A 23,879-nucleotide genomic window follows, 5' to 3' on the forward strand; every position below is an offset into this window, starting at 1 on the left:
TCCATACTTAACTTTCGTCTTCAGAGTATGCAGGAAAGCCTGCGACGGATGTCGCCGGTATGTTCATTTGTCAGGGGCGCAGGGCCGTCCGCGCGCTTGTCCAGATCAGGGCGCACAGGCGCAGTGCGAACAGCACGAAGCTGATGAAAAAGGCCAGACGCCCCGGCCATTCCGGCAATGAAAGGATGCCGAAAAAGTAATTCCGATTGACGATGGCATCGACCAGCGAACCATAGGCCGCGTAGAGGATCACCAGTACCGCACACAGGCCGATCAGTGATGCCAGCAGCCTGAGTAGGGCATCAACCCGTGGCTCCTTGGTCATGAAGGACACAAAGACATCCACCGCGATAAAACCGCCTTCGGCGGCGACCCGGGCCAGAGGCAGCATTGTGACAAAGATCATCACCTCGGCCACCAGGACCGTCTCGTCCGGCATCGACGCACCAAAGAACGTTCGCAGCGCGATCCCCAGGGTCACGTAGAGCGCAATAAGGACAATCGAGACCGCCGCGATATCGAGGCAGATATTCTCAAGCTTGCTCCAGAGCGAAGCGATCGCTCCGGAGCCTGCGTCGTTGCTGTTTGACGACATTTTCATCTATCCTCAGCGCGCCCAGGGATAGCCCTGAGTGTCACGGATCTGCGTGTATTTATCGAGCAGGGCCGTGTAGCTGTCGACGATCCCGTCCGCATCCAAACCGTCGGCGGCGCTTTCTTCTTTCCAGGCTTCGATGTAGGTTTTGCCGGCAGAGAAAAGCTCGTCACGGAACGCTTGCTGCATGTCGATCACCTGCACCTTGTTGCCTGCTTTCAGGCTGGCCACGACGTTGTCGATGTCGGTGATCTGAACCTCGGCGAAATGGTCGATCATTTCCACCGCGGCTTGCCGGATGATGTCGCGTTCCGCTTCGGTCAGCGAATTCCAGCGGTCCTGGTTGGCGATCACAGCGAACCCGGCGATCTGGCCAAAATCGATCCGGTACACCTTGCCGATCACTTCGTACAGTTTGTAGGCCTTGATCGTATAGAAATAGCCCGCTTCGCAATCGATCAGACCGGAGTCATAAGCCTGATATACCTCGTCATAGGAGAGGCTGATCAAGTTGACGCCAAGATCGGCCAGGATTTTCGCATAGATCCCGCTGGCCCGCATCTTGAGCCCGGCAAGATCCGCCAGCGTGTTGATCTCGATACCCTCGCGACAGTCGATCTGCACCGCCGTCGAGTGAAAGTTGGTGACATAGACGCTGTTTTGCTTTGCCAGCGAGTCTTTCAGCTGCTGGTTGGTTGTCATCAGGTCGTACATTGCCCGCATGCCAACCCAGGCATCCGAGGATTCATTGATCGGCAAGTCACCGATGGACAGCGCCTTCATCTGGTTCGGCGCATAGGCAGCAAGCACCGTGCCGAGGTCCGCGACACCGTTCTTGACGCCATCAGCCGTTGCCTTGAAGCCCAGCAATGCGCCGCCCCAGATGATGTCGACCTTGATTTCACCATTGGACAATTCGCCCACACGGTCGGCAAAAAACTGCACCGCATCCGCACGCGAGCCGCGATTGGGCCCGGATTCGTTATACCGCAGATAGGTTTCGGCGCTGGCCGCGCCAGCAAACCCCAGGGTCGCGACGGCAGCCAGGGCCGCGCATAGTTTCGATACGCCGTTCATTCTTCTCTTCTCCTCCACAGTTTTCATGATCGAGCGGTCGTGTCATTCGACCGGATCGCTGGGGGCATGAGCGGAATCGGATTGGGACTCGCAGCAATCGTATCCGCCCCCTCCGACAGCCCTCTCCCCGTCCGCGTCGCGGCAAACCGCACTGCGCCCTGATCGTCTCGTTCCGAGATGATTCATCTCCCGGTCGGAAGCTAATTCGCTTGTTATTACTTCGCAAGTGAATTATACACATAGCGGTATATATTGTCTGTGATGCGGGGAGGCTCACTTTGCCGGAATTGATCGAACACAGCGCCGATGGCGTGCTGACTCTGACCCTCAATCGCCCACGTCGGCACAACGCTCTGTCCCCTGAAATCAGGGTGCGTTTGCTTGAACTGTTGGTCGAAGAGCGCAACACCCTGCGCCACAGGGTGATTGTCGTGACCGGCGCCGGGGGCAGCTTCTGCTCGGGCGCCGATCTGGATTTGTCCGAGATCCTGCCGCGCCGGGCGACCATCGAAGGCACGATGAAGACCGGGATCAACCAGATCGTCGCTTTGCTGCGTGAAATTCCGGTGCCGGTGATCGCGGCGGTGGATGGCGCTGCGGCTGGCGCGGGCTTCGGGCTGGCGCTTGCGGCAGATTTCATGGTGGTCTCGGAGCGGGCCAGGTTCCACTTGGCCTTCACGCGGATTGCCGCCAGCCCGGATGCCGGGGTGATGGCGCAATTGACCTACAAGATCGGCGCCGCGCGCGCTGCATCCCTGGCGATGCTCGGCGAGACCCTGACAGCAGAGGATGCCGCGCAGCTTGGTTTCGCCTACAAGGTCACGGCGCCAGACAAGCTGACTGCGGAAACCAACGCCCTGGCCGCACGGCTGGCGCAGGGGCCAACAGTGTCCTACGGAAATGTGAAACGGTTGGTGAATGCCCTGTGTCCTGCAGGCGACACGCGATATCTCGCGCTTGAGGCAGAATGCCAGGCCAAGGCTTTTGCAACGGCCGATTTCGAAGAGGGCGTAACCGCATTTTCAGAAAAACGCACCGCCGTTTTTGAAGGCAAGTGAAAGCAGTATAGTGATGAATGGTCTTGTTGTTTGCGGGCAGGTCTCCCTGTCCCTTTCCGATTTGCGTGCCAGTGCTGGACAGGCGGCAAACGCTCTGATTGCCAATGGGGGCTCGGACGGACGGGTCGCGCTGTTGTTGCGCAACAGTATAGATTTTGTGGCCGCGAACGAAGCGGCGCGTTTGGCCGGGCTGGTTCCGGTGCCGATCAACTGGCATTTCAACGCCGCCGAGGTCGCCTATGTCCTGAACGACTGCGGGGCCGGTGCTCTAATCGCGCATTCCGACCTCTTGAATGCCGCGGGTGAGGAATTGCTCAACCTTGTCTCGCCATCCCTGAAAATAATCTGGGTGCCAACCCCGTCTGACATGCAGGCATCGTTCGGTATTTCGGCCGAACAAGCCGAGCCGCCCGCGGGCGCCGAGACATGGGAGTCTCTTTGCGCTGCTGGCACGGGCCCCCTGCCCGCGCCCTCACAACCCGCCTTTCCGGTGATCTATACCTCGGGCACGACAGGCCATCCCAAAGGCGTGGTGCGCAAGGGGGCCGCAGCCACCCCCGGCACGCCCCAGGGCACCGACGCGTTCTTTACATCCCAGACCCGCACATTGCTGTCGGCACCGATGTATCATTCGGCCCCGAACCGTTTTGCGCAGCGCACGCTGTTGTTCGATGGCACTCTTGTGCTGACCAGCAAATTCGACGCCGAGGAGACGCTGGCCCTGATCGAGCGTTGGAAGATCACCACCACCTTCCTTGTTCCCACAATGATGAGCCGCATCCTGCGCCTGCCGCAGGCGGTACTGGATCGCTACGATACCTCTTCGCTGCGCCATGTCGTGACCGCCGGGGCGCCCTGCCCGCCCGAGATCAAGCGCCGCTTGATCGAGCTCTGGGGCCCGGTGGTTTACGAATTCTACGGCGCGTCCGAGACCGGCGCCTTGACCCATTGCACCAGCGAGGATGCCTTGGCCCGGCCCGGCACCGTCGGACGCTGCCAGACGAATGCCCGGATCGCCATTCTCGACGAGCAGGGCCAACCCTGCCCGACCGGCACGTCGGGCGAAATCTATGGCGTGCGTGTGGATTATCCCGAATTCACCTATCTCAACCGTCCCGAAGAACGGGACAAGGTCGTGGTCGACGGGCTGATCACCGGCGGTGATATCGGCTATCTGGACGCCGATGGCTATCTGTTCATCAATGATCGAAAACGCGACATGATCATTTCTGGCGGGGTGAATATCTATCCCGCCCATATCGAAGCGGCTATGCTGCAGCATGAAAAGGTTCTGGATTGCGCCGTGTTCGGCGTGCCGGACCAGGACCGTGGTGAACAGGTTGCCGTGGCCTATGAAACCACGCCCGACGATCCGGTCACCGAGGACGAACTCCGCACCCATATCGCCGGATTGATCGCGAAATACATGGTGCCGCGGCTCTATGTCAAAACCGACACGCTGCCCCGCGATCCATCGGGCAAGATCCAGAAACGACGGCTGCGGGCCCCCTACTGGGAAGGCTCAGATAGCAATATCTGAGTCTTTGCCGCCGATGGGGCGGGTGTTGAGCCATTGGCTCGCGTCATCGGCATCAAGGGCTTCCGCCAAATTCCTGCGCACCCGTTCCATCAGGCTGAGCAATTTCTTTATCTCGTCTTTCGACAGGCCCTGAAACGATACGTCGTTGATTTCCTTGGCGATCCCGGACAGCAGCTCCTTGTTGGTGCGCGCTGATTCCTTGAGCCAGACCTTCTTGGCGCGCCGATCTGTCGGATCCTCGCCGCGATAGACCAGATTGGCCGCTTCAAGCCGGTCAACCATGCCGCTGACCGCGACGGTGCCGATGCTCAGCCGCTGGGCCAATTCCTTCTGGGTCATCCCATCCCGGTGCAACAGCCAGTTCAGCATAAAGACCTGCGCGGAAGTCAGGTGATAGGGGACCAAACGCTTGTCGGTCAGCCTGAGCCGTTGCCGCGCAACACGCTGGAAAATGAAACCGGGTTCCAGGTCTTGGATTTCGTGATCGTTCATAAGGACTCTGCCACCCCATCGATGAAAACAAGAGATTTTGCAATGTCGCGCGCGTCGCTTCCGCCGGCGCGGGTCAACTGGCCCCAGATTGTACCGGCACGTTCGCCGAGCATGGTCTGGGCCTTGTGAATGACGCGCCCCTCGATCTCGTCGATCGGGAATTGAGCCATCAGATCATGCTCTTGCGCAAATTCTGTGCCATCCGCGTAGGCCAGCGCGACCTTTGCCGCCGTGTCCGCAACCGACGGGTCGGTCGCAACCCGAACTTTTTGGGCCAAGCCTTTCAATGAAATGTCGTTTGCCAAAGCATCGGTATACCGCATCGGCGATGATGTGGATATGCCCGACAGCACCATGGCCGCGAGCCAGACATAACTGAACTTCACCTCAAGCCCGGTGCGCGGTTGTTTGATGTCGCAGACGTTCAACCACTTGGGATGGACGGTGATGGTCACCGATTGGACCTCAGCGGCGTCGATTGAGCGATCGGCCTGCACTTTCAGCAACGCCTCGATCATCGCATGGGTGCCGTGACAACAGGCGTGCAGTTTATAGCGGATGTCGTCAAACAGGAACGGATTCGGTAGATCTGGCGCACCCGTGGCGGCGTCGGAATGGGTGGCAATGAACCCTTGCGCACCGCTGATGCCATCGTCCGCAGATGTCAGCCCAAGGGCGGCAAGCCGGGCGCATTCGATACCGTTGGCCGCTGCAATGCCGGCGTTCAGAGGCTTGCCCATGGTGCCGAACTGGTTCTTCAGCCCGCTCGCCCGTGTCGAGCAGAGCCCAAGCGCCGCGCGCATCTGGTCGCGGTTCAGCCCATACAACCGTCCGGCGGCGACTGTCGCGCCAAAGGCGCCGGCGGTTGCGGTTTGGTGGAAGCCGCGCTCGTAATGCCCGGGCCCCAGTGCCAGTCCGACCCGGATCGCGCTTTCCGCCCCCAGCAAGAAGGCAGCGTGGACCTCTTTCATGCGGCCCCCAACCTCTTCGCCCGCGGCGAAGGCGGCAGGATAGATCCCGACCGACAGGTGACCGATATGGGCGAAATGGGTGTCGTCATAGTCCAGCGCGTGTGAAATCGTGCCGTTTGCCAGGGCGGCGGCACGGGCGGGCGCCCGGCCACCGCCGAATGTGCTGGCAGTGGCACGGCCGCCCTCCTCTTCGACAAATCTCAGCAGCTTTTGCGTGACAGGTTCGTCAGCCGCGGCAAGGCCGCACACCATCCAATCAAAGAACGAAAGCCGGGCCAGGCGCATCGACTCCGACGGCAGCGTTTCATGCGGCCGTTGGGCCAGATCCAGCAGGGTGTCGATCAGATCCACGTCGTAACGCCTTTCCTTCATGGCCCGGGATTACCCCCAGGTGGTTCAATTGGCGTTGCCCTGCGCCGCCTCGATCTGCGTGCCATCCAGCCCGATCGACGTCAGGATCGCCTCGGTATCGGCCCCAGGCACCGGCGCGGGGTTCGGCAATGGCGTGCTGGCCTGGGTAAACCGGGGCGCGGGCATCGGTTGCAACGGCCCCTCGCTGCTGAACACCTGACGCTCGGCATTGTGCGGATAGATCGCCGCTTCGGCGGGGCTGAGAACCGGGGCAAAACAGGCATCCGTTCCGCCCAGCAGCCCGATCCAATGATCGCGGGTTTGGCTGCGAATGATAGCGCTCAGGGTTTGGCGTAACGCGGGCCAGGTGGCGGGGTCGTTCCGGTCGCCGGCCTGTTCCGGCGGGATCGCCAGAAGCTCCAGCACCTGTGCCCAGAACTGCGGTTCAACCGCGGCAATGGTGATCCATTCGCCATCGGCGCAGGGATAGACCCCATACCATGGCACGCCGCCGTCCAGCAGATTGCTCTGACGCGCATCGCGCCATTGTCCCTTGGCCCGCCGACTGGCGGTCATCGCCATCAGCGCGGCGGTGCCGTCGCAGATCGCAGCATCCACCACGTCGCCAACACCGGTGCGGCCAACGCGGATCAGCGCTGCCAGCATTCCATAGGCAAGGAACATCCCGCCGCCGCCGAAATCGCCCAGCAGGTTCATCGCAAAGGCCGGAGGCCGATCCGCGCAACCACTGGACCAAAGGGCGCCCGTGATCGCGATGTAATTCAGGTCGTGGCCGGCGGAATGAGACAGGGCACCGTTTTGCCCCCAACCCGTCATCCGCCCGTAGACCAGCGCCGGATTTCGAGCCATGGCCGGGTCCGGGCCGAGGCCCAGCCGCTCCATCACGCCGGGGCGGAAGCCTTCGATCAAGCCATCAGAGGTCGCGATCAGCTGCAAGGCAGCCTCGACCCCGGCTGGGCGTTTCAGATCCAGGGTGACGGATTTCCGCCCGCGCGCCAGAAAATCAAGATGTGGCTGTTCGACTTTGGCACCCGGTCGATCGACACGGATGATTTCAGCGCCCATGTCGGCCAGCATCATCCCGGCAAACGGGCCTGGGCCGATTCCGGCAAATTCGACGATGCGCAGCCCCGCGAGGGGGGCTGCCTTGGTTTCATCGGTCATTATGTGACCTCATTGCTGCGTCCGCGCTCAGACGGGATCCCAGGTAAAGATGTCGCCGGACCGTTCCAGTTCGTAGAAGTCCGATTTCATCGCGGGCAGCGCGTGTTCCTTGACTTTCTGCGGCGTCCAGCCCTCGGACCGATGTGCAGAACGGATCGGGCGCGGTTGGCTGAACAAGAAGATCTCGTTGTTGCGCACCCCGAAAATCTGCCCGGTCACGTCGCATTCCGGATCTGCCAGAGCCACGCAAAGCGGTGCGATCTTGGCCGGTGTCATATCCTTGATTCGCTCGACCCGCGCCTTTTCGGCCTCGGTTTTCGCCGGGATCGTGCCGATCAGCCGCGACCATGCAAACGGAGCGATACAGTTCGACCGCACATTGAACCGTGCCATGTCCAGCGCCAGAGATTTCGACAGCCCGACGATGCCCAGCTTGGCCGCCGCATAGTTCGCCTGGCCAAAGTTCCCGATCAGGCCCGACGTCGAAGTGAAGTTGATGAAACACCCCGAGGCCTGCATCTTGAACTGCGCCGCCACGGCGCTGGCCATGTTGAAGCTGCCTTTGAGGTGGACCGCGATCACAGAATCCCAGTCTTCTTCGGTCATCTTGTGAAAGATCACGTCGCGCAGGATGCCGGCATTATTGACCACAACGTCAATCGCGCCGAATTCATCCATCGCCTGCTGGTACATGGCCTTGGCGTCCTCGGACTTGGCAACATTGCCAAAGTTGGCAACCGCTTCGCCACCGGCGGCCTTGATCTCGTTCACGACCTCCTGGGCGGGCGTTGCATCGGATCCGGCGCCATCAGCCGCGCCACCAAGATCGTTCACCACGACCCGGCCGCCATTCGCCGCCATCATCAGGGCAAGATCGCGCCCGATTCCACGACCGGCTCCGGTCACAACCACTACTTTTCCGTCAAGCATCAAGTTCTCCTCGTTTTCTCTCGATGGTGAAGTCAAATTCAATTAACCTGTGTATTATTCGTATGAGAATGGTATAGGCAAGTGGCCGTCGCCACAAGGCGTCATGAAATCGTGCAACGGGGGAGCAAACCGATGTTCAAACGCACCATATTTTCCGAAGACCATGAGATGTTTCGCGCGCAGGTGCGACGATTCATCGAGACCGAAATCATGCCGCATCACGCCCAATGGGAAAAGGACGGCCGGGTCAGCCGCGAGACCTGGCTGAAAGCCGGTGAACAGGGCTTGCTCTGCGCAACCGTCCCGGAAGAGTTCGGCGGAGCGGGCGCGGATTTCCTGTTTTCGATGGTGGTGATAGAGGAACTCGCCCGCGTGGGGGCCATGGGGCCGGGATTTTCCCTGCATTCTGACATCGTGGCCCCCTATCTGATGCATTACGGCACCGAGGCGCAAAAACGCGATTGGCTGCCCCGGATGGTGCGCGGAGAGATGATCGGCGCGATTGCCATGACCGAGCCCGTCGCCGGGTCCGACGTTCAGGGAATCAAGACGACAGCCGTGCGTGACGGCGATGAGTATGTGATCAACGGCCAGAAGGTCTTTATCACCAACGGCGGCAATTGCGATCTGCTGATCCTTGCCTGCAAGACAGACCCGAGCAAGGGTGCCAAGGGCATCAGCCTGATCCTCGTGCCTGCCGCCACGCCTGGATTCCGCAAGGGGAAGCTGCTGGAAAAGGTCGGCTGGAAGGCGCAGGACACCGCCGAACTGTTCTTTGACGACGTCCGTGTTCCCGCCAGCAACCTGCTGGGGGTGGAAAACCGCGGCTTCTATCAGCTGATGGAACAACTGCCGCAAGAACGCCTGATGCAGGCCGTCCGCGCCACCTCGATCCTTGAGGCGGCTCTGGACTGGACCGTCGAATACACCAGCGAACGCAAGGCGTTCGGCGGCACGATTTCAGATTTCCAGAACACGCGGTTCCGCCTTGCAGAGGTCAGAAGCCAGGCGGTCGTGATGCGGGTCTTCACCGATCACTGCATGCAGATGCATACGCAGGGCGACCTTGATTCCGTCGATGCGGCAATCGCCAAGATGTTCACCGCCGAGTCCCTGTGCAAAAGCCTGGACGAATGTCTGCAATTGTTTGGTGGCTACGGTTACATGTGGGAATATCCGATCGCACGCGCATGGGCCGATGCCCGGATGTCGCGGATTGCCGGCGGCACCGGCGAAATCATGCGCGAGATCATCGGGCGGCAGGTGCTCGGAGGGCAGCGATGATTCGCTTTCCCGATTTCATTCGAAAGAACGCGTTCCATCGACCCGATGCCAAGGCGCTGCATTTCGAGGGGCACGATTACACCTGGTCGCAGTTCAGCGACCGGGTGCATTGCATGGCGCAGGCCCTGCGGGATCTGGGCGTCGAGCCAGGGGATCGTGTCGCCTACCTGGGCCACAACTCCGGCTGGATGGTCGAGATGTATTTCGTGCCCTCGCTGATTGGCGCGCTGTTCGTCCCGATGAACTTTCGCCTGTCCGAGGCAGAAATGGTCGAGATGCTGGCCGACTGCACCCCCGAGATTCTGATCGTCGACCGCCATCATGGCGATCGCGGGGCGCAGCTTATGGCGCTCTGCCCCTCGCTGAAACATTTGATCCATGCGGATTGGGACGGGCCAGCGCCCTCCCTGCCGCCGTCGACATTGAACTACGAAACCCTGGCATCCGAAACCGCGCGCCCCGAGGACGACGCCTTCGATGCGATTGCCAGCGATTCAACCGATACGAAGGTGCTGTTCTATACGTCGGGCACCACCGGCCAACCCAAGGGCGTGATGCTGTCGCATCTGAACATGATGACCAATTCCCTCGGGACCGGTTCGATCATGGAGTTTGGCCCCGAGGATGTTGTGATGTTGTCCGGGCCTCTGTTCCACCTTGGCACCGGATCGCGGATTTATACCGCCGCCTATTATGGCGCCACGATGATCGTGCAATCGCGGTTCGAAGTGATAGAGGCCGCCGCATTGATCAAGGCGCATCGTGTCACCTCGATGACGCTGGTGCCGACCATGCTGCGTATGGTCCTCGACCACCCGGATTTCGGCACATTCGATTTCTCGTCGATGCGGTTGCTGACATATGGGGCGGCGCCGATGCCCCTGCCCCTGATGGAGCGCGCCCTGGCCGCCATCCCCGGCGTTACCTTCTGTCAGAGCTACGGCATGACCGAGGCCTCGCCCGCGCTGACCCTGCTGCCGCCCGCCGATCATGTTCCCGGAAATCCGCGGATCGACAAGCTGGGCTCGGTCGGGCTTCCGCTGCCGCATAGCGACATTCGCATCGTCGATGAAAGCGGCGCCACCCTACCACCGCTTGAACCCGGTGAGATCGTCGCGCGCGGATCACAGATCATGAACGGGTACTGGGGCCGCGATGCCGAAACCGCAGAGGCGATGCGCGGGGGCTTCTATCACACCGGCGATGCGGGCTATCTGGATCATGACGGTTATCTCTTTCTGGTCGGACGCACCAAAGAGATGATCATCTCGGGGGGTGAAAACGTCTATCCGATCGAGACCGAGAATTGCCTGTCCCGGCATCCCGCCGTGGCCCAGGCCGCCGTCATCGGTCTGCCGCACGAGAAATGGGGCGAGACGGTGCATGCGGTTGTCGCCTTGCATCCCGGCCAGACCGTCACCACCGACGAGCTGATCGCCTTCTGCCGCGAGCATATTGCCCATTACAAGGCCCCGCGCGGCGTGACGTTCTGGGATGGTGCCCTGCCGCTTTCAGCGACGAACAAGATCGACAAGACCGCGATCAAGACGCAATTGCTGGCCGAAGTTCGCGCCTGACCCGACGCCCGCTACGTTGCGGCATCCCGCTACGTTGCGGTATTCAATAAAACAAGGCGCGCGCCAGCTGGCACGCGCCTTGTTTGTTTAGCTCAGGTGGCAGATTACCACGCATCCTCGGTTGTCATCACAACGGTTGCTGCGGCTGAGAACATGCCGCCCACCCCATGCACCACCGACAGCTTCGCACCGTCGACCTGCGCCGGAGAGATGCCGCGCATCTGGCGCACCGCCTCTTGCAGCGCGTACATGCCATACATGCCCGAATGCATATAGCTGAGCCCGCCGCCATTGGTGTTCAGCGGCAGCTTGCCACCCGGGCGGGTGTTGCCCTCGGCGATAAAGGCACCGCCCTCGCCCTTGCCGACAAAGCCCAGATCCTCGAGCCCATAAACCGGCAGATGCGCGAATGCGTCATAGATCATCAGGTGATCGACATCCGCATGGCTGATCCCAGCCGTCTCGAACGCGGTCTTGCCCGACACCCGGAATGCCTTGGAGCTGGTGAAATCCGCCATCTGCGAAATCATCGGCCCCTCGGCGCTTTCGCCACCCAGGCCGCGCAGATACACCGGCTTGGTCGGGAAATCCTTGGCGCGCTCGGCACTGGTCAGGATCAGCGCGCCGCCACCGTCTGACACCAGACAGCACATCAGCTTGCGGAACGGCCAGGCGATCATCTTGGAGTTCAGAACATCATCCACGGTGATCGGATCGCGCGCGGTGGCGCGGGGATGGAACGCCGCCCATTCGCGCTGCACCACCGCAACCATGGCCAGCTGTTCGATGGTCAGCCCGTCATCCTTCATCTTGCGCATGACCGGCAGGGTAAAGCGCGAAGGCGGCACCATCGGGCCATAGATCGCCTCGAATTCCTGTTGCTGCATCGAGGGAAAGATTGGCCGGTGCGCGCGGTTGTTCGACCGCCCGCTTTCGCCATGGGTGATCAGCACGGTGGTGCACAGCCCCTGGGCGATGGCCGCGGCCGCATGGCGCACCAGCGTGATGAACGAACAGCCGCCAACCGAAGTGCCGTCGTACCATGTCGGGGTGATGCCGAGGTATTGCGCGATCTCGGCCACGTCATGCCCGCCGGTGGCAATGCCGTCAATATCGGCCGGGGTCAGGCCGCAATCCGCCATGGCATTCAACGCCGCATCGGCATGCAGACCAGTCTGGCTCAGTTCGGGAACCTTGCCCATGCGGGTGGTTTCAGCGGCGCCAACAATAGCGATTTGGGCATGGGTCATGCGGCACCTCCTTTGGCGGGACGGAATTGCGGAACGGCGACGTCTCCGCGTTGTTCAAAGGTCAGTTCAAGCGGCATGTCGAGGTCAAGCGACTCCGGGTCTGCCGGGCAATCGACGATATTGGTCATCATCTTGACCCCTTCCTCAAGCATCACCTCGGCGATGGTAAAGGGCGGCTCATACCCCGGCGCGGCAAGGTGCGAGATCACGAAGGAATGCAACGTGCCCTTGCCCGAGGCCTGGGTGACGGCGATATCCCGGCTGCCACAGGTCGGGCAGAACGGGCGCGGCGGGTAATAGATCTTGTCGCAAGCGTTACAGGACTGCAGCAACAGTTTGCCGGCCTTGGCCCCGTCCCAGTAGAACTGCGTTTCAGGATAGATCGTTGGTAGCTGGCGTTCACTCATTTACGTTTTCCCCCTCAGCCCAAACGGGCCAGTCCGTTGTTCAATACAACAATGTCGCGTTCCAGCACGCGGGCGCGGAACGACACTTCATCGCCGTCGCGCCACATCTCGGTGCGGATGGTTTCCCCAGGATAGACCGGGGAGGAGAACCGCAATTGAAGGTGCTTCAACGCAGAGGCGTCGCCATCGGCGAAGGCCGCCGTGATCGACCACGACGCAATGCCGAGTGTGCAGAGCCCGTGCAGGATGGGGCGCTCGAACCCGGCGCCGCGCGCCACCTCAGGGTCGGCATGCAGCGGATTGTAATCCCCGTTCAGGCGATAGGTCAGCGCCAGTCCTGGCGCGGTCTTGTGATCAAAGACCACCTCAGGTTCGCCTTCGGGCATCTTGTGAACGGGTTTCACTGGCCCGGTCGGCCCGCCGAAGCCGCCATTGCCACGGGCAAAGCTGGTGCCTGCCACTGTCGCGATCAGCGTGCCGGTCGCCTTGTCGGTCAGGCTGCGTTCGGAATAGATCAGCGCGCCCTTGTCGGCGCCCTTGTCGATCAGCCCGGTGATCTTGGTCTCGCCGACAATGGTGCCCGAGGTCGGCAGCGGCGCGTGCAGGGTGAAACTTTGTTCACCATGCAGGATTTTTTGCCAGACCAGCCCGGTATCTGGCTCCATCGCCCAGAACCCCGGCCCTGCCAGCACATTCACCATCGCGGGCAATGCGCAGAACCCTGGGTCCCGTTCATAGGTCGCCTTCAGATGTGCCTTGTCCAGCGGGTCTGCGCCAAGCCCGAGCCCCAGCGCGTACAGGATGGTGTCGCGTTCGGTATAGCTTTGCTCGACTGGCGCGAATTCCCGCGCCATCAGGGTGTCGTAGCTGATCATGATTGGTCCCTCAGTTTGTCTCACTGGTTCAATGTCATAATTTCGACAGGTATACTTCGCAAGCGAAATATACTTATATGAACTGTATCCGCGTTGCGGTGCTGCGAACAGAGAACGGGCAGATCGATCAGGTGACGGTGCCGGCCCCGGATCACCGGGATCCGGTCACGGCGGCAAGACCGACCAGTGACGGCTTTGCGCCCGCATCGACACATGCGCCTGTGCCTGTCAGTTCCCGCCGGATTGCGCGCGGGGAAAGACGACATGCCGGGCTTGATGCAACAATACGCTCACGAATACTCGTATTCGATGGACAGGGCGTTTTCCACCCAGGATCGAAGCGCGCCGATGTTTGGTGGCAATTCAACGGCAATCCCCGCGCAGAACTGTTCAAAGGCGGCTTGGCTCAGGGCGTTCAGACCCACCAGAACCGGGATATCCCGCGCCAACGCTTCGGCAATCAGCGACCGAAAACCGCGTCCTTCCGCTTCGTGTTTGCCGAATTTGTTGACGATCAGGATGTCAGGCAGCAGGTCCGGTTCGCGCGCAATCCTGGCCTGGCACAGCACCACGGCCTGTTCCAGCATGGCCGGATCAAGGCGACAGCCGCGGGATTCTTTCCCCAGAGACTGGGAAATCCGCAAGATCGCCCCATCAGGCAGCACCTGAATATCCATGTCACAGGGCCCGGAACCCGGGCCTTCGCTATTGATCTGAACTGTGCCGCAGGTGTTGATCCCGCGCGCAATCAGCTCCTGCGCCAATCGGTACAACAGCAGATCGGTGTCGCCGCGCCCGGGCGCCATGGTGTAGGCAATCTTCATCTGCGCTCCTGCAAATCAGCCCGCATTATCGCCCCCAACAGCACAGGTCTGGCGACCCTCCAGCATGCTACGCCGCAACGACGCGAGATCGACCTTTGACAGCCGCGCCCGTGCAATCGGCAGCAGGATGGCATTTTCCAAGACCACGTGACGCCTGACATGGGCCGCAAAGTGATGGAGCCGCACCCGCTCTGCCTCGCTCCATACGGACCCGTCTTCCAGTTGCCGTTTGAGCATGCCCGCCAGAGCCTGCACGCTGGCGGTCGTGGCATCATGTTCGGCGACGACCGCATCGATCACCGGGCCGATCTCGTCTTCTGCAAGGCAACGCAGCCGCAACAGGGGAAAGACGTGGGTCAGTTCGTCCTGGATATGGGTTGGCAACTCGGCGTCCAGGAACGCCAACACCTGCGTCATTGCAACCGGTTCGGGCGCGTCGGTGTCAGCCACCGCGTCGATCACAGAACAGAGCGACCTTTCGCGAAAATGCTCCTCGACGAGAAAATCGAGTGGATTCTCAAAGTCAGCCAGGTCGATCGGGTGCCCCTCGGCGCCCGCTCGCAGGCGATTGCCCATGCCTTTCATCATACATCCTCCGCATCAGAGGGATCGAATATCCGGGCCGGATATTGACGCGGTCGCCACCAGGCTATCGACAAATTCCCGGGCCGCTTCCGTCCAGGCGGCCTTTTCCATCGCCTCAGCCAGCTTTGGACGAACGACGTCAAAGGGCAGCACCTGCCCTTCGGCATAGGCATCCATACGCACGATATGCCAGCCAAAGCGGGTGCGTGCGGGCTCTTGCGTGATCTCGCCCTCTTGCAGCTGGCGCAGGACCGCCTCGAACTCTGGAACCGTGTCGCCGGGCCCCAGCTGACCCAGCGCCCCGCCATTGGCTTTCGATCCGCAATCGCTGTCACTTGCTGCAAGCTCCGGAAAGCGACGCGGGCCTTTGGTCAACGCGTCAATCAACACTTCGGCGCGGGCACGCGCGGCCATGGCGATATCGCTTTCGCCAGGATCGCAAGCGCAGAGGATGTGAGAGACCTCCCACAGGGGCGGCGCCCGATAGCGATCCGGGGCCTTTGCCCACTCGGCGCGGACAGCATCCTCAGATGGGTTCGGCACATCAAGCGCCTCCTCAAGCAGCGCCCGGATCAGCGCCTCGTCCTCGGTTTCACTGCGGCCGGGGCCGACGTCTTCGGACACCGCAGTAATGCCACGGCGCCGCACCTCCTCCAGCAGCAATTGCCGCACGGCCAGCGCGCGGGCTGCCATGCGCCAGGCAATGCCGGGCTTGCCCTTCGGCGCATGGTGGTTCTGTGCCTCGGCTGAGATCGCGGTCGAAGGAATGAGCGTGCCATTGACGGTCAATTCCGGGAAAAGCGCGGCTGACATGATCTACTCCGCCGGTTTGCTGACAGGGTGCTTGCCGACCGATGCGGCCTGCCGGCGCGAGCGGACGATCTGATAGCCGGGCCGCAACACATACCGTATCGGCGCGAAGATGCCCGAGGCGATGTGAACCAGGCGGGTGAAGGGAAACAGCAGAAAGATCGTCAACCCGGTAAAGATATGCAGCTCGAAAATCCACGAGGTGCCTTTGGTATAGCTGGCCGCGTTCGGATCAAAGGTGAAGATGCCCTGTGCCCAGAGCATGAATTTGATCATCTCGCTGCCGTCGATATGGTTCAGTGAAACGAAGATCGACAGCGCGCCGAGGCAAAGCTGGAACAGCAGCAACGCCAGAATGGCGATGTCCATGGTGCTCGACGTCGCGAGAATCCGACTGTCGGTCAGGCGGCGATGCAGCAGCATGAAGCCGCCGACCAGCGCCAGGACCGCCCCGAACCCGCCGACGACGATGGCCAGGATCTGCTTGAACTGGTGCCCGACATGCAACATTTCGAGCAGCGCAATCGGGGTCAGAAGACCGACGACGTGCCCGAAAAAGATCGTCAGAACCCCGATGTGAAAAAGCACCGACCCGATGATCAGCTGCTTGCGGCGCAAGAGCTGGCTGGACGAGGTTTTCCAGGTGAAGGGATCGCGGTCATAGCGGGCGATGGTGCCGATGAGCAGGACCGACAGGGCGATGTAGGGATATATGCCGAAAATGAACGTGTGCATCGGATCCTCCTTTACTTGGTCGCGTTCCGAAGCGACGGCGTTGATGACTTGTGAATATCCATGTTGGCCAGCATGTCGCGGACCTGCGGACAGCCGGCATTGGGATCGGGGCCAAAGGTGATCTGCGCCTCGTCCCAGACGGCATCGAGAGCGCCCAGATCAGTGGGGTCGTCATCGGGATAGAGCAGCAATTCGGCGACGGCCGCCGCGTCCGGCCTTGCCCGGGAAATCTGCCCGAGCGCATCAAAGACCGCGGCATAATAGCTGCCCCGCTTGCTCAACCGCTCGGACAAGGCCGCGAAAATATGCGCCGCATCCGAGAGTGTCTCTGCGGCTTCCGCGGCGGACCGGGTTGCCAGGAATTCCAGCAGCACCGGCAGGTGATCGGGCAGTTCCGAGGTCACCGGGTCGAAGCCGGCCTCGCGATAGGTCTCGACCAGCGAGACCATCGCCCCGCCCCGGTCGCGGCTTTCGCCATGGACATGTTCGAACAGGTTCAGCGACAGGGTGCGCGAGCGATCAAACAGCATCACGAACTGCTCTTGCAGGTCATAGATGTCATCCTGTTCCAGAGCCGCAACCAGAGGGCGCAGGGCGCGCCGGGCCGCCGCCGTCAGCCGCGTGTCCGAGGCCAGGACGCCGCCGATCTCGGGCATCGCGGCCTGTAGTGCCTCGGTTGGATAGCTGAGGATCAGCGAGAGTGCCTTGAGCGTTCGATCCTTGAGAATAATGGTCATCACATCGCCTCCGTCGGCATTTTCAGCGGGCGTTTCTTGCCACCAAACAGCGATCCGCCGCTGATCCCCGGCGAACAGCCGTTGGTGTCGGTAAAGCCGCATTCGCCGCGCAGGTCGTAGGCCTCTTCCACCTGTTCGCGGTGGGTGGTCGGGATCACGAAACGGTCTTCGTAGTCAGCGATGGCCATGATCTTGTACATGTCCTCGATCACCCGGCCCGACAGGCCGACGCGGTCGGCGATGCCTTCGTCAATGACCCCGTCCACCGTCTTGGAGCGCATATAGGCGCGCATCGCCAGCATCCGCTCCAGCGCGCTGACCACCGGCGCCTCGTCGCCCGCCGTCAGCATGTTGGCGAGATATTGCACCGGGATCCGCAGACTGCGAACGTCCGGCATGTCGCCGTCCACGCCGATCTTGCCCGCGGTCGCGGCGTTCTGGATCGGCGACAGCGGCGGGATGTACCAGACCATCGGCAGGGTGCGATATTCAGGGTGCAGCGGAAAGGCGATCTTCCATTCCATTGCCATCTTCCAGATCGGGCTTTGCTGGGCCGCCTTGATCCAGTCTTCCGGGACGCCGCCGGCGCGGGCGGCTTGGATTACCTCCGGATCGCGCGGATCGAGGAACACGCCAAGCTGCGCGTCATAGAGATCCTTCTCGTCCGGCGCGTTGGCCGCCTCGTCGATCTTGTCGGCGTCATAGAGCATGACGCCGATATAGCGGATCCGCCCGACGCAGGTTTCCGAGCAGACCGTGGGGTTGCCGGATTCGATCCGGGGATAGCACAGGGTGCATTTCTCGGATTTGCCGGTGGACCAGTTGTAATAGACCTTCTTGTAGGGGCAGCCCGACACGCACATCCGCCAGCCCCGGCAGGTTTCCTGGTCAATCAGGACAATGCCGTCCTCTTCGCGTTTGTAGATCGCACCCGAGGGGCAGGACGAGACGCAGGCCGGGTTGAGGCAATGCTCACACAGCCGCGGCAGATACATCATGAAGGTATTTTCATACTCGCCATAAATCTCTTTCTGGATGCCCTCGAAATTGTAATCCTTGCTGCGTTTCTCAAATTCGCCGCCAAGGATTTCCTCCCAGTTCGGACCCTTGACGATCTTTTCCATCCGCTCGCCAGTGATCACCGACCGCGGGCGCGCCGTGGGAAAGGCCTGCATTTCGGGCGCCGATTTCAGATGGTCGTAGTCGAAGGTGAAGGGTTCGTAATAATCATCAATCTCGGGCAGGTTCGGGTTGCCAAAGATATTCGCCAGGATCCGCCACTTGCTGCCCTGCTTGGGTTGTAGCTTGCCTGATTTTGTCCGCGCCCAGCCGCCGTTCCACTTTTTCTGGTTTTCCCAATCGGTGGGATAGCCGGTGCCAGGCTTGGTTTCGACGTTGTTGAACCAGGCGTATTCAACACCTTCGCGACTGGTCCAGACGTTCTTGCAGGTGACAGAACAGGTGTGACACCCGATGCATTTATCGAGGTTCAGCACCATGCCGATTTGGGCCCGGACTTTCATTCTGCGGCCTCCACTTTTGCCGGCTGATCCAGCCAGTCGATTTTGTTCATTTTGCGCACGATAACAAACTCGTCCCGGTTCGATCCGACGGTGCCGTAGTAGTTGAAGCCGTAGGACAGCTGCGCATAGCCACCGATCATGTGGGTGGGTTTCAGCACGGTTCGGGTGACAGAATTGTGGATGCCGCCGCGGTTGCCGGTGCGTTCCGATCCGGGGGTGTTCACGATCTTTTCCTGCGCATGATACATGAACAGCGTGCCTTCCTTGATGCGCTGGGACACCACCACCCGCGCCGTCAACGCGCCGTTCACGTTGTAGGCCTCGACCCAGTCGTTATCGACCAGCCCGGCCTTCTGCGCATCGACCTCGGACATCCAGACAACCGGCCCGCCGCGGTTCAGGGTCAACATCAGCAGGTTGTCGGAATAGGTGGAATGGATGCCCCATTTCTGGTGCGGCGTGATGAAGTTCAACACCACATGGGGCTGGTTGTCGCGGGCCGCGTGATTGACGTCATCGGTGACGGTCTTCAGGTCCACCGGCGGTCGATACAGGCAAAACCCTTCGCCGAACGCCCGCATCCACAGGTGATCCTGGTAGAGCTGCTGTCGCCCGGTCAGGGTGCGCCAGGGGATCAGCTCGTGGACGTTGGTGTATCCTGCGTTGTAGCACACCTTTTCGGACTCAATCCCTGACCATGTCGGCGACGAGATGATCTTGCGCGGCTGGGCGGCGATGTCGCGGAAGCGGATCTTCTCGTCTTCCTTGGCCTCGGCCAGATGCGCATGGTCGCGCCCGGTGAATTGCTCCAGCGCCTGCCAGGCCTTCACGGCCACCTCGCCGTTGGTTTCCGGCGCCAGCATCAGGATCACCTCGGTGGCGTCGATATCGGTGTCGATCTTGGGGCAGCCCTTGGCCGGGCCATCCTCCCATTCACCATTGAGGTCGCGCAGATGTTGCACCTCATCCTTGGTGTCCCAGCCGATGCCCTTGCCGCCATTGCCAAGCTTATCGAGCAGCGGCCCGACGGCGACGAACTTGTCATAGATCGCGCCATAGTCTCGCTCGACAGTGACATAGGCCGGCGCGGTCTTGCCGGGGATCAGCGCGCATTCGTCCTTCTTCCAGTCCTTCACCTCCGGTTGCGCCAGTTCGGAGGCGGTGTCGTGCTGCAGCGGCAGGGCGACGACATCGGTCTCGACCCCGAGGATTTCAGGCGCGACCTCCTGGAATTTCTTGGCAATCGCCTTGAATATCTCCCAGTCCGACTTGCTCTCATAGGCCGGATCCACCGCCGCCTGCAGCGGGTGGATGAACGGGTGCATATCCGAGGTGTTGAGATCGTTTTTCTCATACCAACTGGCGGTTGGCAGCACGATATCGGAATAGACGCAGGTGGTGCTCATCCGGAAATCAATGGTCACCAGCAGGTCAAGCTTACCCTCCGGGGCCTTGTCGTGCCACTTGGCCTCGGTTGGCTTGGCACGCCCCTCCTCGCCCAGATCATGGCCAAGAACGCCGTGCTGCGTACCCAGCAGATGCTTGAGGAAATACTCGTGCCCCTTGCCCGACGACCCGAGCAGGTTTGAGCGCCAGACGAACATGTTGCGCGGCCAGTTCTCGGGGGCATCGGGGTCTTCGCAGGACATTTGCAAGCTGCCGTCCTTGAGCCCCTTGGCAACGAAATCCTTGGCCTCGGCCCCCGCCGCCTTGGCCGCCTTGCCCACGTCCAACGGGTTTTGTTTCAGTTGCGGTGCCGAAGGCAGCCACCCCATCCGTTCCGCACGGATGTTGTAATCGATCATCGACACGTCCCAGTCGCCTTCGGGCGCTGTCGGCGACAGGATCTCCTTTACCGTCAGCGTCTCGTAACGCCATTGGTCGGTGTGCGCGTAAAAGGCACTGGTGCCGTTCATCTGGCGTGGCGGGCGGCTCCAATCCAGCCCGAAGGCCAGCGGCAGCCAGCCGGTCTGTGGTCGCAGTTTTTCCTGCCCGACATAATGGCTCCAGCCACCGCCGGATTGGCCGACACAACCGCACATCACCAGCATGTTGATGATACCGCGATAGGCCATGTCCATGTGATACCAGTGGTTCAGACCGGCCCCGAGGATCACCATTGACTTGCCATTGGTCTTTTCAGCGTTGCGGGCGAATTCCCGCGCCACGGTCGCGATCTTGTCGGCCGACACGCCGGTGATCTTTTCGGCCCAGGCCGGGGTATAGGGCTTGTCCTCGGCGAAATCCTTTGACACCCAGTCGCCGCCCAGGCCGCGATCGAGGCCGTAGTTGGCGCAGAAGAGGTCAAAGACGGTCGTCACCAGCGCCTCGCCATCGGCCAGTTGCAGCCGCTTGACCGGGATGTTGCGGGTGAGCACATCAGGATGGTCGCATTTCACGAAATGCTCGGTCGCCTCACCACCGAAATAGGGAAAGTCGACCCCGACCACATCGTCGTGATCCTCATCGAGGAGCAAGGACAGTTTCAGCCGGGTGTCGGCCTTGCCGGCGCGCTCTTCAAGATTCCAGGCCCCCTTCTGGCCCCAGCGAAATCCGATGGTGCCGTTCGGCGCGACAACCGATTGCGACACCTCGTCGAACGCGACGGTCTTCCAGTCCGGGTTGTTGCTCTCGCCCAGCTTGTCCGAGAATTCATCGGCGCGCAAAAACCGTCCGGGGATCAGCTTGCCATCCTTTTCCTCCAGCCGCACCAACATCGGCATGTCTGAGTATTTGCGGGCGTAATCCTCGAAATACTCGGCCTGCCGGTCGAGGTGGAACTCGCGCAGGATGACATGGCCCATGGCCATGGCCAGCGCGGAATCGGTGCCCGCCTTGGGCGCGAGCCAGATGTCACCGAACTTGGCGGCCTCCGAATAATCCGGGCAGATCACCGCCGACTTGGTGCCGCGATAGCGCGCTTCGGTATAAAAATGCGCGTCCGGGGTGCGGGTCTGCGGCACGTTCGAGCCCCAGAGCAGCAGGAAGCCGGCGTTGTACCAATCGGCGCTTTCCGGCACGTCGGTTTGCTCGCCCCAGGTCTGCGGGCTGGCCGGTGGCAGGTCGCAATACCAGTCGTAAAACGACAGGCAGACACTGCCCAGGAGGCTCAGATATCGAGAACCTGCGGCATAGCTGACCATCGACATCGCCGGGATCGGCGAAAACCCAAAGATCCGGTCCGGGCCGTAGGTCTTTACGGTATAGGCATTTGCCGCTGCGACGATCTCTGTCGCCTCGTCCCAATTGGCCCGGACGAATCCGCCCTTGCCCCGGGTTTCAACGTAAGAGGCGCGCAATATCGGATCAGCCTGAATTTTGGTCCAGGCCTCGATCGGGGTCATCGTCTTGCGCATCTCGCGCCAGACCTTCATCAGCTTGCCACGGATCAGCGGGTTTTTCACCCGATTGGCCGAATAGAGATACCAGCTGTAGGACGCGCCCCGGGCGCAGCCGCGCGGTTCGTGGTTCGGCAGATCGGGCCTTGTGCGCGGGTAATCGGTCTGCTGGGTTTCCCAGGTGACGATCCCGGATTTGACGTAGATCTTCCACGAACAGGAGCCGGTGCAGTTCACCCCATGGGTCGAGCGCACGATCTTGTCGTGCCGCCAGCGGCTTCTGTAGGTGTCCTCCCAATCGCGGTTTTCCCGGGTGGTCTGACCATGGCCGTTGGAAAACTGATCCAGTTCCTTGGAGTGCAGGAAATTCAATCTGTCGAGCAGGTGACTCATGACATGCGTCCTTTCTTATACTGCGGTTTGGGCGGCCGCGTTTGCGGACTTGCCATGATGAATGTTGTGGAGCAGGCCACCGGGCCGTGTGTAGAAGACCCAGGTGATGATCACGCAGATCACGTAGAAGCCAAGGAACCCCCAGAGCGCCATGATCGGTCCGCCGGTCATCGCGATCGAGGTGCCATAGGCCTTCGGGATGAAGAAGGCGCCATAGGCGGCAATGGCCGAGGTGAAGGCGATGATCGCGGCACTTTCCCGGTCGGCCTGCCGCCGCGTGGCGTCGGCATCCAGATCCGGCATCAGCCGCGGAATCTCGCGCCCCATGATGATCGGGATCATCTGGAAGGTCGACGCGTTGCCCACCCCGGTCAGCAGGAACAGCGCCATAAAGCAGGCAAAGAAACCGATGAAGCTGCCACCGGTGCCGCCCGAGGGCAGGAAGGTGATCACGCCGAAGACCGCGATGATCATCGCCAGGAAGGTCCAGAAGGTCACCCGCCCGCCGCCAAAGCGGTCGCTGATCCAGCCGGTGCCGGCACGGCTGAGCGCGCCGACCAGCGGTCCGAGGAACACGTATTGCAGGGCATTCACCTCGGGAAACATCAGCTTGGTCAGCAGCGGGAAGCCCGCCGAATAGCCGATGAAGCTGCCGAAGGTCCCGGTATAGAGGATGCACATCAGCCAGTTGTGCATCCGGCTGAAGATGATCGCCTGTTCGCGGAAACTGGCCTTGGCGTCGGCGATGTCATTCATCCCGACCCAGGCCAGGACCGTCGCCACCAGGATGAACGGCACCCAGACGAAGCCGGCGTTCTGCATCCACAATTCGCCGCCACCCGGCAGAATTTGCGGCTGCCCGCCCATCGCGCCGAACACACCCGCGGTGATGACGATCGGCACCAGGAACTGCATCACCGACACGCCGAGGTTGCCCAGCCCGGCGTTCAGCGCCAAGGCGTTGCCCTTTTCGGCCTTGGGATAGAAGAACGCGATATTGGCCATCGACGAGGCGAAGTTGCCGCCGCCGAAGCCACATAACAGCGCTAGGACCAGAAAGATGAAATACGGCGTCTCCGGGTTCTGCACCGCATAGCCGATCCCCATTGCGGGCAGCAGCAGCGAGGCGGTGGAAATCGTCGTCCACAGCCGTCCGCCAAAGATCGGCACCATGAAGCTGTAGAAGATCCGCAACGTGGCCCCGGACAGGCCCGGCAATGCCGCCAGCCAGAACAGCTGTTCGGAGGTGAAGGCAAAACCGATGGCCGGCAGACGTGCCACCACCACCGACCAGACCATCCAGACCGAGAAGGCCAGCAGCAGCGCCGGGATCGAGATCCAC

Annotated in this window: 21 protein-coding genes; 4 read left to right on the forward strand and 17 right to left on the reverse strand. The window is 61.4% G+C overall.

Features of this window, described 5'->3' with window-relative positions; translation table 11 throughout:
• Positions 1–70 precede the first annotated feature (70 nt).
• Positions 71–595, reverse strand: coding sequence for a TRAP transporter small permease (locus tag P1U48_RS15475; RefSeq protein ID WP_301070080.1), 525 nt, complete (start codon positions 593–595; stop codon positions 71–73).
• Positions 596–607: 12 nt separating this feature from the next.
• Positions 608–1,672 (reverse strand): C4-dicarboxylate TRAP transporter substrate-binding protein, encoded by a 1,065-nt coding sequence (locus P1U48_RS15480; protein ID WP_301070081.1) that lies wholly within the window; start codon positions 1,670–1,672, stop codon positions 608–610.
• A gap of 278 nt (positions 1,673–1,950) precedes the next feature.
• Here P1U48_RS15480 and P1U48_RS15485 point away from each other — a divergent pair, with 278 nt between their 5' ends.
• Together P1U48_RS15485 and P1U48_RS15490 are read left to right on the forward strand one after the other, a co-directional pair.
• Positions 1,951–2,730, forward strand: a complete 780-nt coding sequence (locus P1U48_RS15485) for an enoyl-CoA hydratase-related protein (RefSeq protein WP_301070082.1) — start codon at positions 1,951–1,953, stop codon at positions 2,728–2,730.
• A 13-nt stretch (positions 2,731–2,743) separates the two neighbouring features.
• Positions 2,744–4,270, forward strand: coding sequence for an AMP-binding protein (locus P1U48_RS15490; protein WP_301070083.1), 1,527 nt, complete (start codon positions 2,744–2,746; stop codon positions 4,268–4,270).
• Here the strand turns inward: P1U48_RS15490 and P1U48_RS15495 are convergent.
• Genes P1U48_RS15495 through P1U48_RS15510 form a run of 4 tightly spaced genes read right to left on the reverse strand, consistent with a single transcriptional unit; the run spans position 4,253 to position 8,199 of the window.
• Positions 4,253–4,762 (reverse strand): MarR family transcriptional regulator, encoded by a 510-nt coding sequence (locus tag P1U48_RS15495; protein ID WP_301070084.1) that lies wholly within the window; start codon positions 4,760–4,762, stop codon positions 4,253–4,255. The genes P1U48_RS15490 and P1U48_RS15495 overlap by 18 nt on opposite strands.
• The gene (locus P1U48_RS15500) at positions 4,759–6,105 is read right to left on the reverse strand and encodes an MmgE/PrpD family protein (protein ID WP_301070085.1); all 1,347 of its coding nucleotides are present in this window, start codon (positions 6,103–6,105) and stop codon (positions 4,759–4,761) included. The genes P1U48_RS15495 and P1U48_RS15500 overlap by 4 nt, the downstream gene beginning before the upstream one ends.
• 24 nt (positions 6,106–6,129) lie before the next feature.
• Entirely contained in the window at positions 6,130–7,269 is a 1,140-nt protein-coding gene (locus P1U48_RS15505; protein WP_301070086.1) for a CaiB/BaiF CoA-transferase family protein, read from the reverse strand.
• A gap of 27 nt (positions 7,270–7,296) precedes the next feature.
• A complete protein-coding gene (locus tag P1U48_RS15510) occupies positions 7,297–8,199 on the reverse strand; it encodes an SDR family NAD(P)-dependent oxidoreductase (RefSeq protein WP_301070087.1) in 903 nt (300 codons plus the stop codon).
• Between the two features lie 132 nt (positions 8,200–8,331).
• On the opposite strand from P1U48_RS15510, the gene P1U48_RS15515 reads away from it, so the two are divergent.
• Together P1U48_RS15515 and P1U48_RS15520 are read left to right on the forward strand one after the other, a co-directional pair.
• Positions 8,332–9,483: an acyl-CoA dehydrogenase family protein gene (locus tag P1U48_RS15515; protein WP_301070088.1), complete on the forward strand. Its 1,152-nt coding sequence runs from the start codon at positions 8,332–8,334 to the stop codon at positions 9,481–9,483.
• A complete protein-coding gene (locus tag P1U48_RS15520) occupies positions 9,480–11,060 on the forward strand; it encodes a long-chain-fatty-acid--CoA ligase (RefSeq protein ID WP_301070089.1) in 1,581 nt (526 codons plus the stop codon). The genes P1U48_RS15515 and P1U48_RS15520 overlap by 4 nt, the downstream gene beginning before the upstream one ends.
• Before the next feature lie 104 nt (positions 11,061–11,164).
• Here the strand turns inward: P1U48_RS15520 and P1U48_RS15525 are convergent, their stop codons facing one another.
• From P1U48_RS15525 to P1U48_RS15575, 11 genes are all read right to left on the reverse strand, one after another.
• Complete coding sequence (locus tag P1U48_RS15525; protein ID WP_301070090.1) at positions 11,165–12,310, reverse strand: thiolase; 1,146 nt, start codon at positions 12,308–12,310, stop codon at positions 11,165–11,167.
• Positions 12,307–12,717, reverse strand: a complete 411-nt coding sequence (locus P1U48_RS15530; protein WP_301070091.1) for a Zn-ribbon domain-containing OB-fold protein — start codon at positions 12,715–12,717, stop codon at positions 12,307–12,309. Before P1U48_RS15530 ends, P1U48_RS15525 begins: the two co-directional genes overlap by 4 nt.
• A gap of 14 nt (positions 12,718–12,731) precedes the next feature.
• Positions 12,732–13,592, reverse strand: a complete 861-nt coding sequence (locus tag P1U48_RS15535) for a MaoC/PaaZ C-terminal domain-containing protein (protein WP_301070092.1) — start codon at positions 13,590–13,592, stop codon at positions 12,732–12,734.
• A 290-nt stretch (positions 13,593–13,882) separates the two neighbouring features.
• Complete coding sequence (locus P1U48_RS15540; RefSeq protein WP_301070093.1) at positions 13,883–14,416, reverse strand: DUF2478 domain-containing protein; 534 nt, start codon at positions 14,414–14,416, stop codon at positions 13,883–13,885.
• Between the two features lie 15 nt (positions 14,417–14,431).
• Entirely contained in the window at positions 14,432–15,004 is a 573-nt protein-coding gene (locus tag P1U48_RS15545; protein ID WP_301070094.1) for a hemerythrin domain-containing protein, read from the reverse strand.
• A gap of 12 nt (positions 15,005–15,016) precedes the next feature.
• The gene (locus P1U48_RS15550) at positions 15,017–15,814 is read right to left on the reverse strand and encodes a peptidylprolyl isomerase (protein WP_301070095.1); all 798 of its coding nucleotides are present in this window, start codon (positions 15,812–15,814) and stop codon (positions 15,017–15,019) included.
• Between the two features lie 3 nt (positions 15,815–15,817).
• Positions 15,818–16,546: a respiratory nitrate reductase subunit gamma gene (gene narI, locus P1U48_RS15555; protein ID WP_301070096.1), complete on the reverse strand. Its 729-nt coding sequence runs from the start codon at positions 16,544–16,546 to the stop codon at positions 15,818–15,820.
• 11 nt (positions 16,547–16,557) lie between these two features.
• Entirely contained in the window at positions 16,558–17,283 is a 726-nt protein-coding gene (narJ, locus tag P1U48_RS15560; RefSeq protein WP_301070097.1) for a nitrate reductase molybdenum cofactor assembly chaperone, read from the reverse strand.
• Positions 17,283–18,806, reverse strand: coding sequence for a nitrate reductase subunit beta (narH, locus tag P1U48_RS15565; RefSeq protein ID WP_301070098.1), 1,524 nt, complete (start codon positions 18,804–18,806; stop codon positions 17,283–17,285). The genes narJ and narH overlap by 1 nt, the downstream gene beginning before the upstream one ends.
• Complete coding sequence (locus P1U48_RS15570; protein WP_301070099.1) at positions 18,803–22,537, reverse strand: nitrate reductase subunit alpha; 3,735 nt, start codon at positions 22,535–22,537, stop codon at positions 18,803–18,805. The genes narH and P1U48_RS15570 overlap by 4 nt, the downstream gene beginning before the upstream one ends.
• A 15-nt stretch (positions 22,538–22,552) precedes the next feature.
• Positions 22,553–23,879: NarK family nitrate/nitrite MFS transporter (locus tag P1U48_RS15575; RefSeq protein WP_301070100.1), on the reverse strand; the 1,327-nt coding region annotated here is incomplete at its 5' end.

It is taken from the genome of Pseudooceanicola sp., from assembly GCF_029213205.1.
GTDB lineage: Bacteria > Pseudomonadota > Alphaproteobacteria > Rhodobacterales > Rhodobacteraceae > Pseudooceanicola.

Bases quoted from the DNA above. Each gene is read 5' to 3' on its own strand.
- P1U48_RS15475 (WP_301070080.1), bottom strand. From the start codon at position 595: ATGTCGTCAAACAGCAACGACGCAGGCTCCGGAGCGATCGCTTCGCTC.
- P1U48_RS15480 (WP_301070081.1), bottom strand. From the start codon at position 1,672: ATGAACGGCGTATCGAAACTATGCGCGGCCCTGGCTGCCGTCGCGACC.
- P1U48_RS15490 (WP_301070083.1), top strand. From the start codon at position 2,744: ATGAATGGTCTTGTTGTTTGCGGGCAGGTCTCCCTGTCCCTTTCCGAT.
- P1U48_RS15495 (WP_301070084.1), bottom strand. From the start codon at position 4,762: ATGAACGATCACGAAATCCAAGACCTGGAACCCGGTTTCATTTTCCAG.
- P1U48_RS15500 (WP_301070085.1), bottom strand. From the start codon at position 6,105: ATGAAGGAAAGGCGTTACGACGTGGATCTGATCGACACCCTGCTGGAT.
- P1U48_RS15505 (WP_301070086.1), bottom strand. From the start codon at position 7,269: ATGACCGATGAAACCAAGGCAGCCCCCCTCGCGGGGCTGCGCATCGTC.
- P1U48_RS15510 (WP_301070087.1), bottom strand. From the start codon at position 8,199: ATGCTTGACGGAAAAGTAGTGGTTGTGACCGGAGCCGGTCGTGGAATC.
- P1U48_RS15515 (WP_301070088.1), top strand. From the start codon at position 8,332: ATGTTCAAACGCACCATATTTTCCGAAGACCATGAGATGTTTCGCGCG.
- P1U48_RS15520 (WP_301070089.1), top strand. From the start codon at position 9,480: ATGATTCGCTTTCCCGATTTCATTCGAAAGAACGCGTTCCATCGACCC.
- P1U48_RS15525 (WP_301070090.1), bottom strand. From the start codon at position 12,310: ATGACCCATGCCCAAATCGCTATTGTTGGCGCCGCTGAAACCACCCGC.
- P1U48_RS15530 (WP_301070091.1), bottom strand. From the start codon at position 12,717: ATGAGTGAACGCCAGCTACCAACGATCTATCCTGAAACGCAGTTCTAC.
- P1U48_RS15535 (WP_301070092.1), bottom strand. From the start codon at position 13,592: ATGATCAGCTACGACACCCTGATGGCGCGGGAATTCGCGCCAGTCGAG.
- P1U48_RS15540 (WP_301070093.1), bottom strand. From the start codon at position 14,416: ATGAAGATTGCCTACACCATGGCGCCCGGGCGCGGCGACACCGATCTG.
- P1U48_RS15545 (WP_301070094.1), bottom strand. From the start codon at position 15,004: ATGATGAAAGGCATGGGCAATCGCCTGCGAGCGGGCGCCGAGGGGCAC.
- P1U48_RS15550 (WP_301070095.1), bottom strand. From the start codon at position 15,814: ATGTCAGCCGCGCTTTTCCCGGAATTGACCGTCAATGGCACGCTCATT.
- narI (WP_301070096.1), bottom strand. From the start codon at position 16,546: ATGCACACGTTCATTTTCGGCATATATCCCTACATCGCCCTGTCGGTC.
- narJ (WP_301070097.1), bottom strand. From the start codon at position 17,283: ATGACCATTATTCTCAAGGATCGAACGCTCAAGGCACTCTCGCTGATC.
- narH (WP_301070098.1), bottom strand. From the start codon at position 18,806: ATGAAAGTCCGGGCCCAAATCGGCATGGTGCTGAACCTCGATAAATGC.
- P1U48_RS15570 (WP_301070099.1), bottom strand. From the start codon at position 22,537: ATGAGTCACCTGCTCGACAGATTGAATTTCCTGCACTCCAAGGAACTG.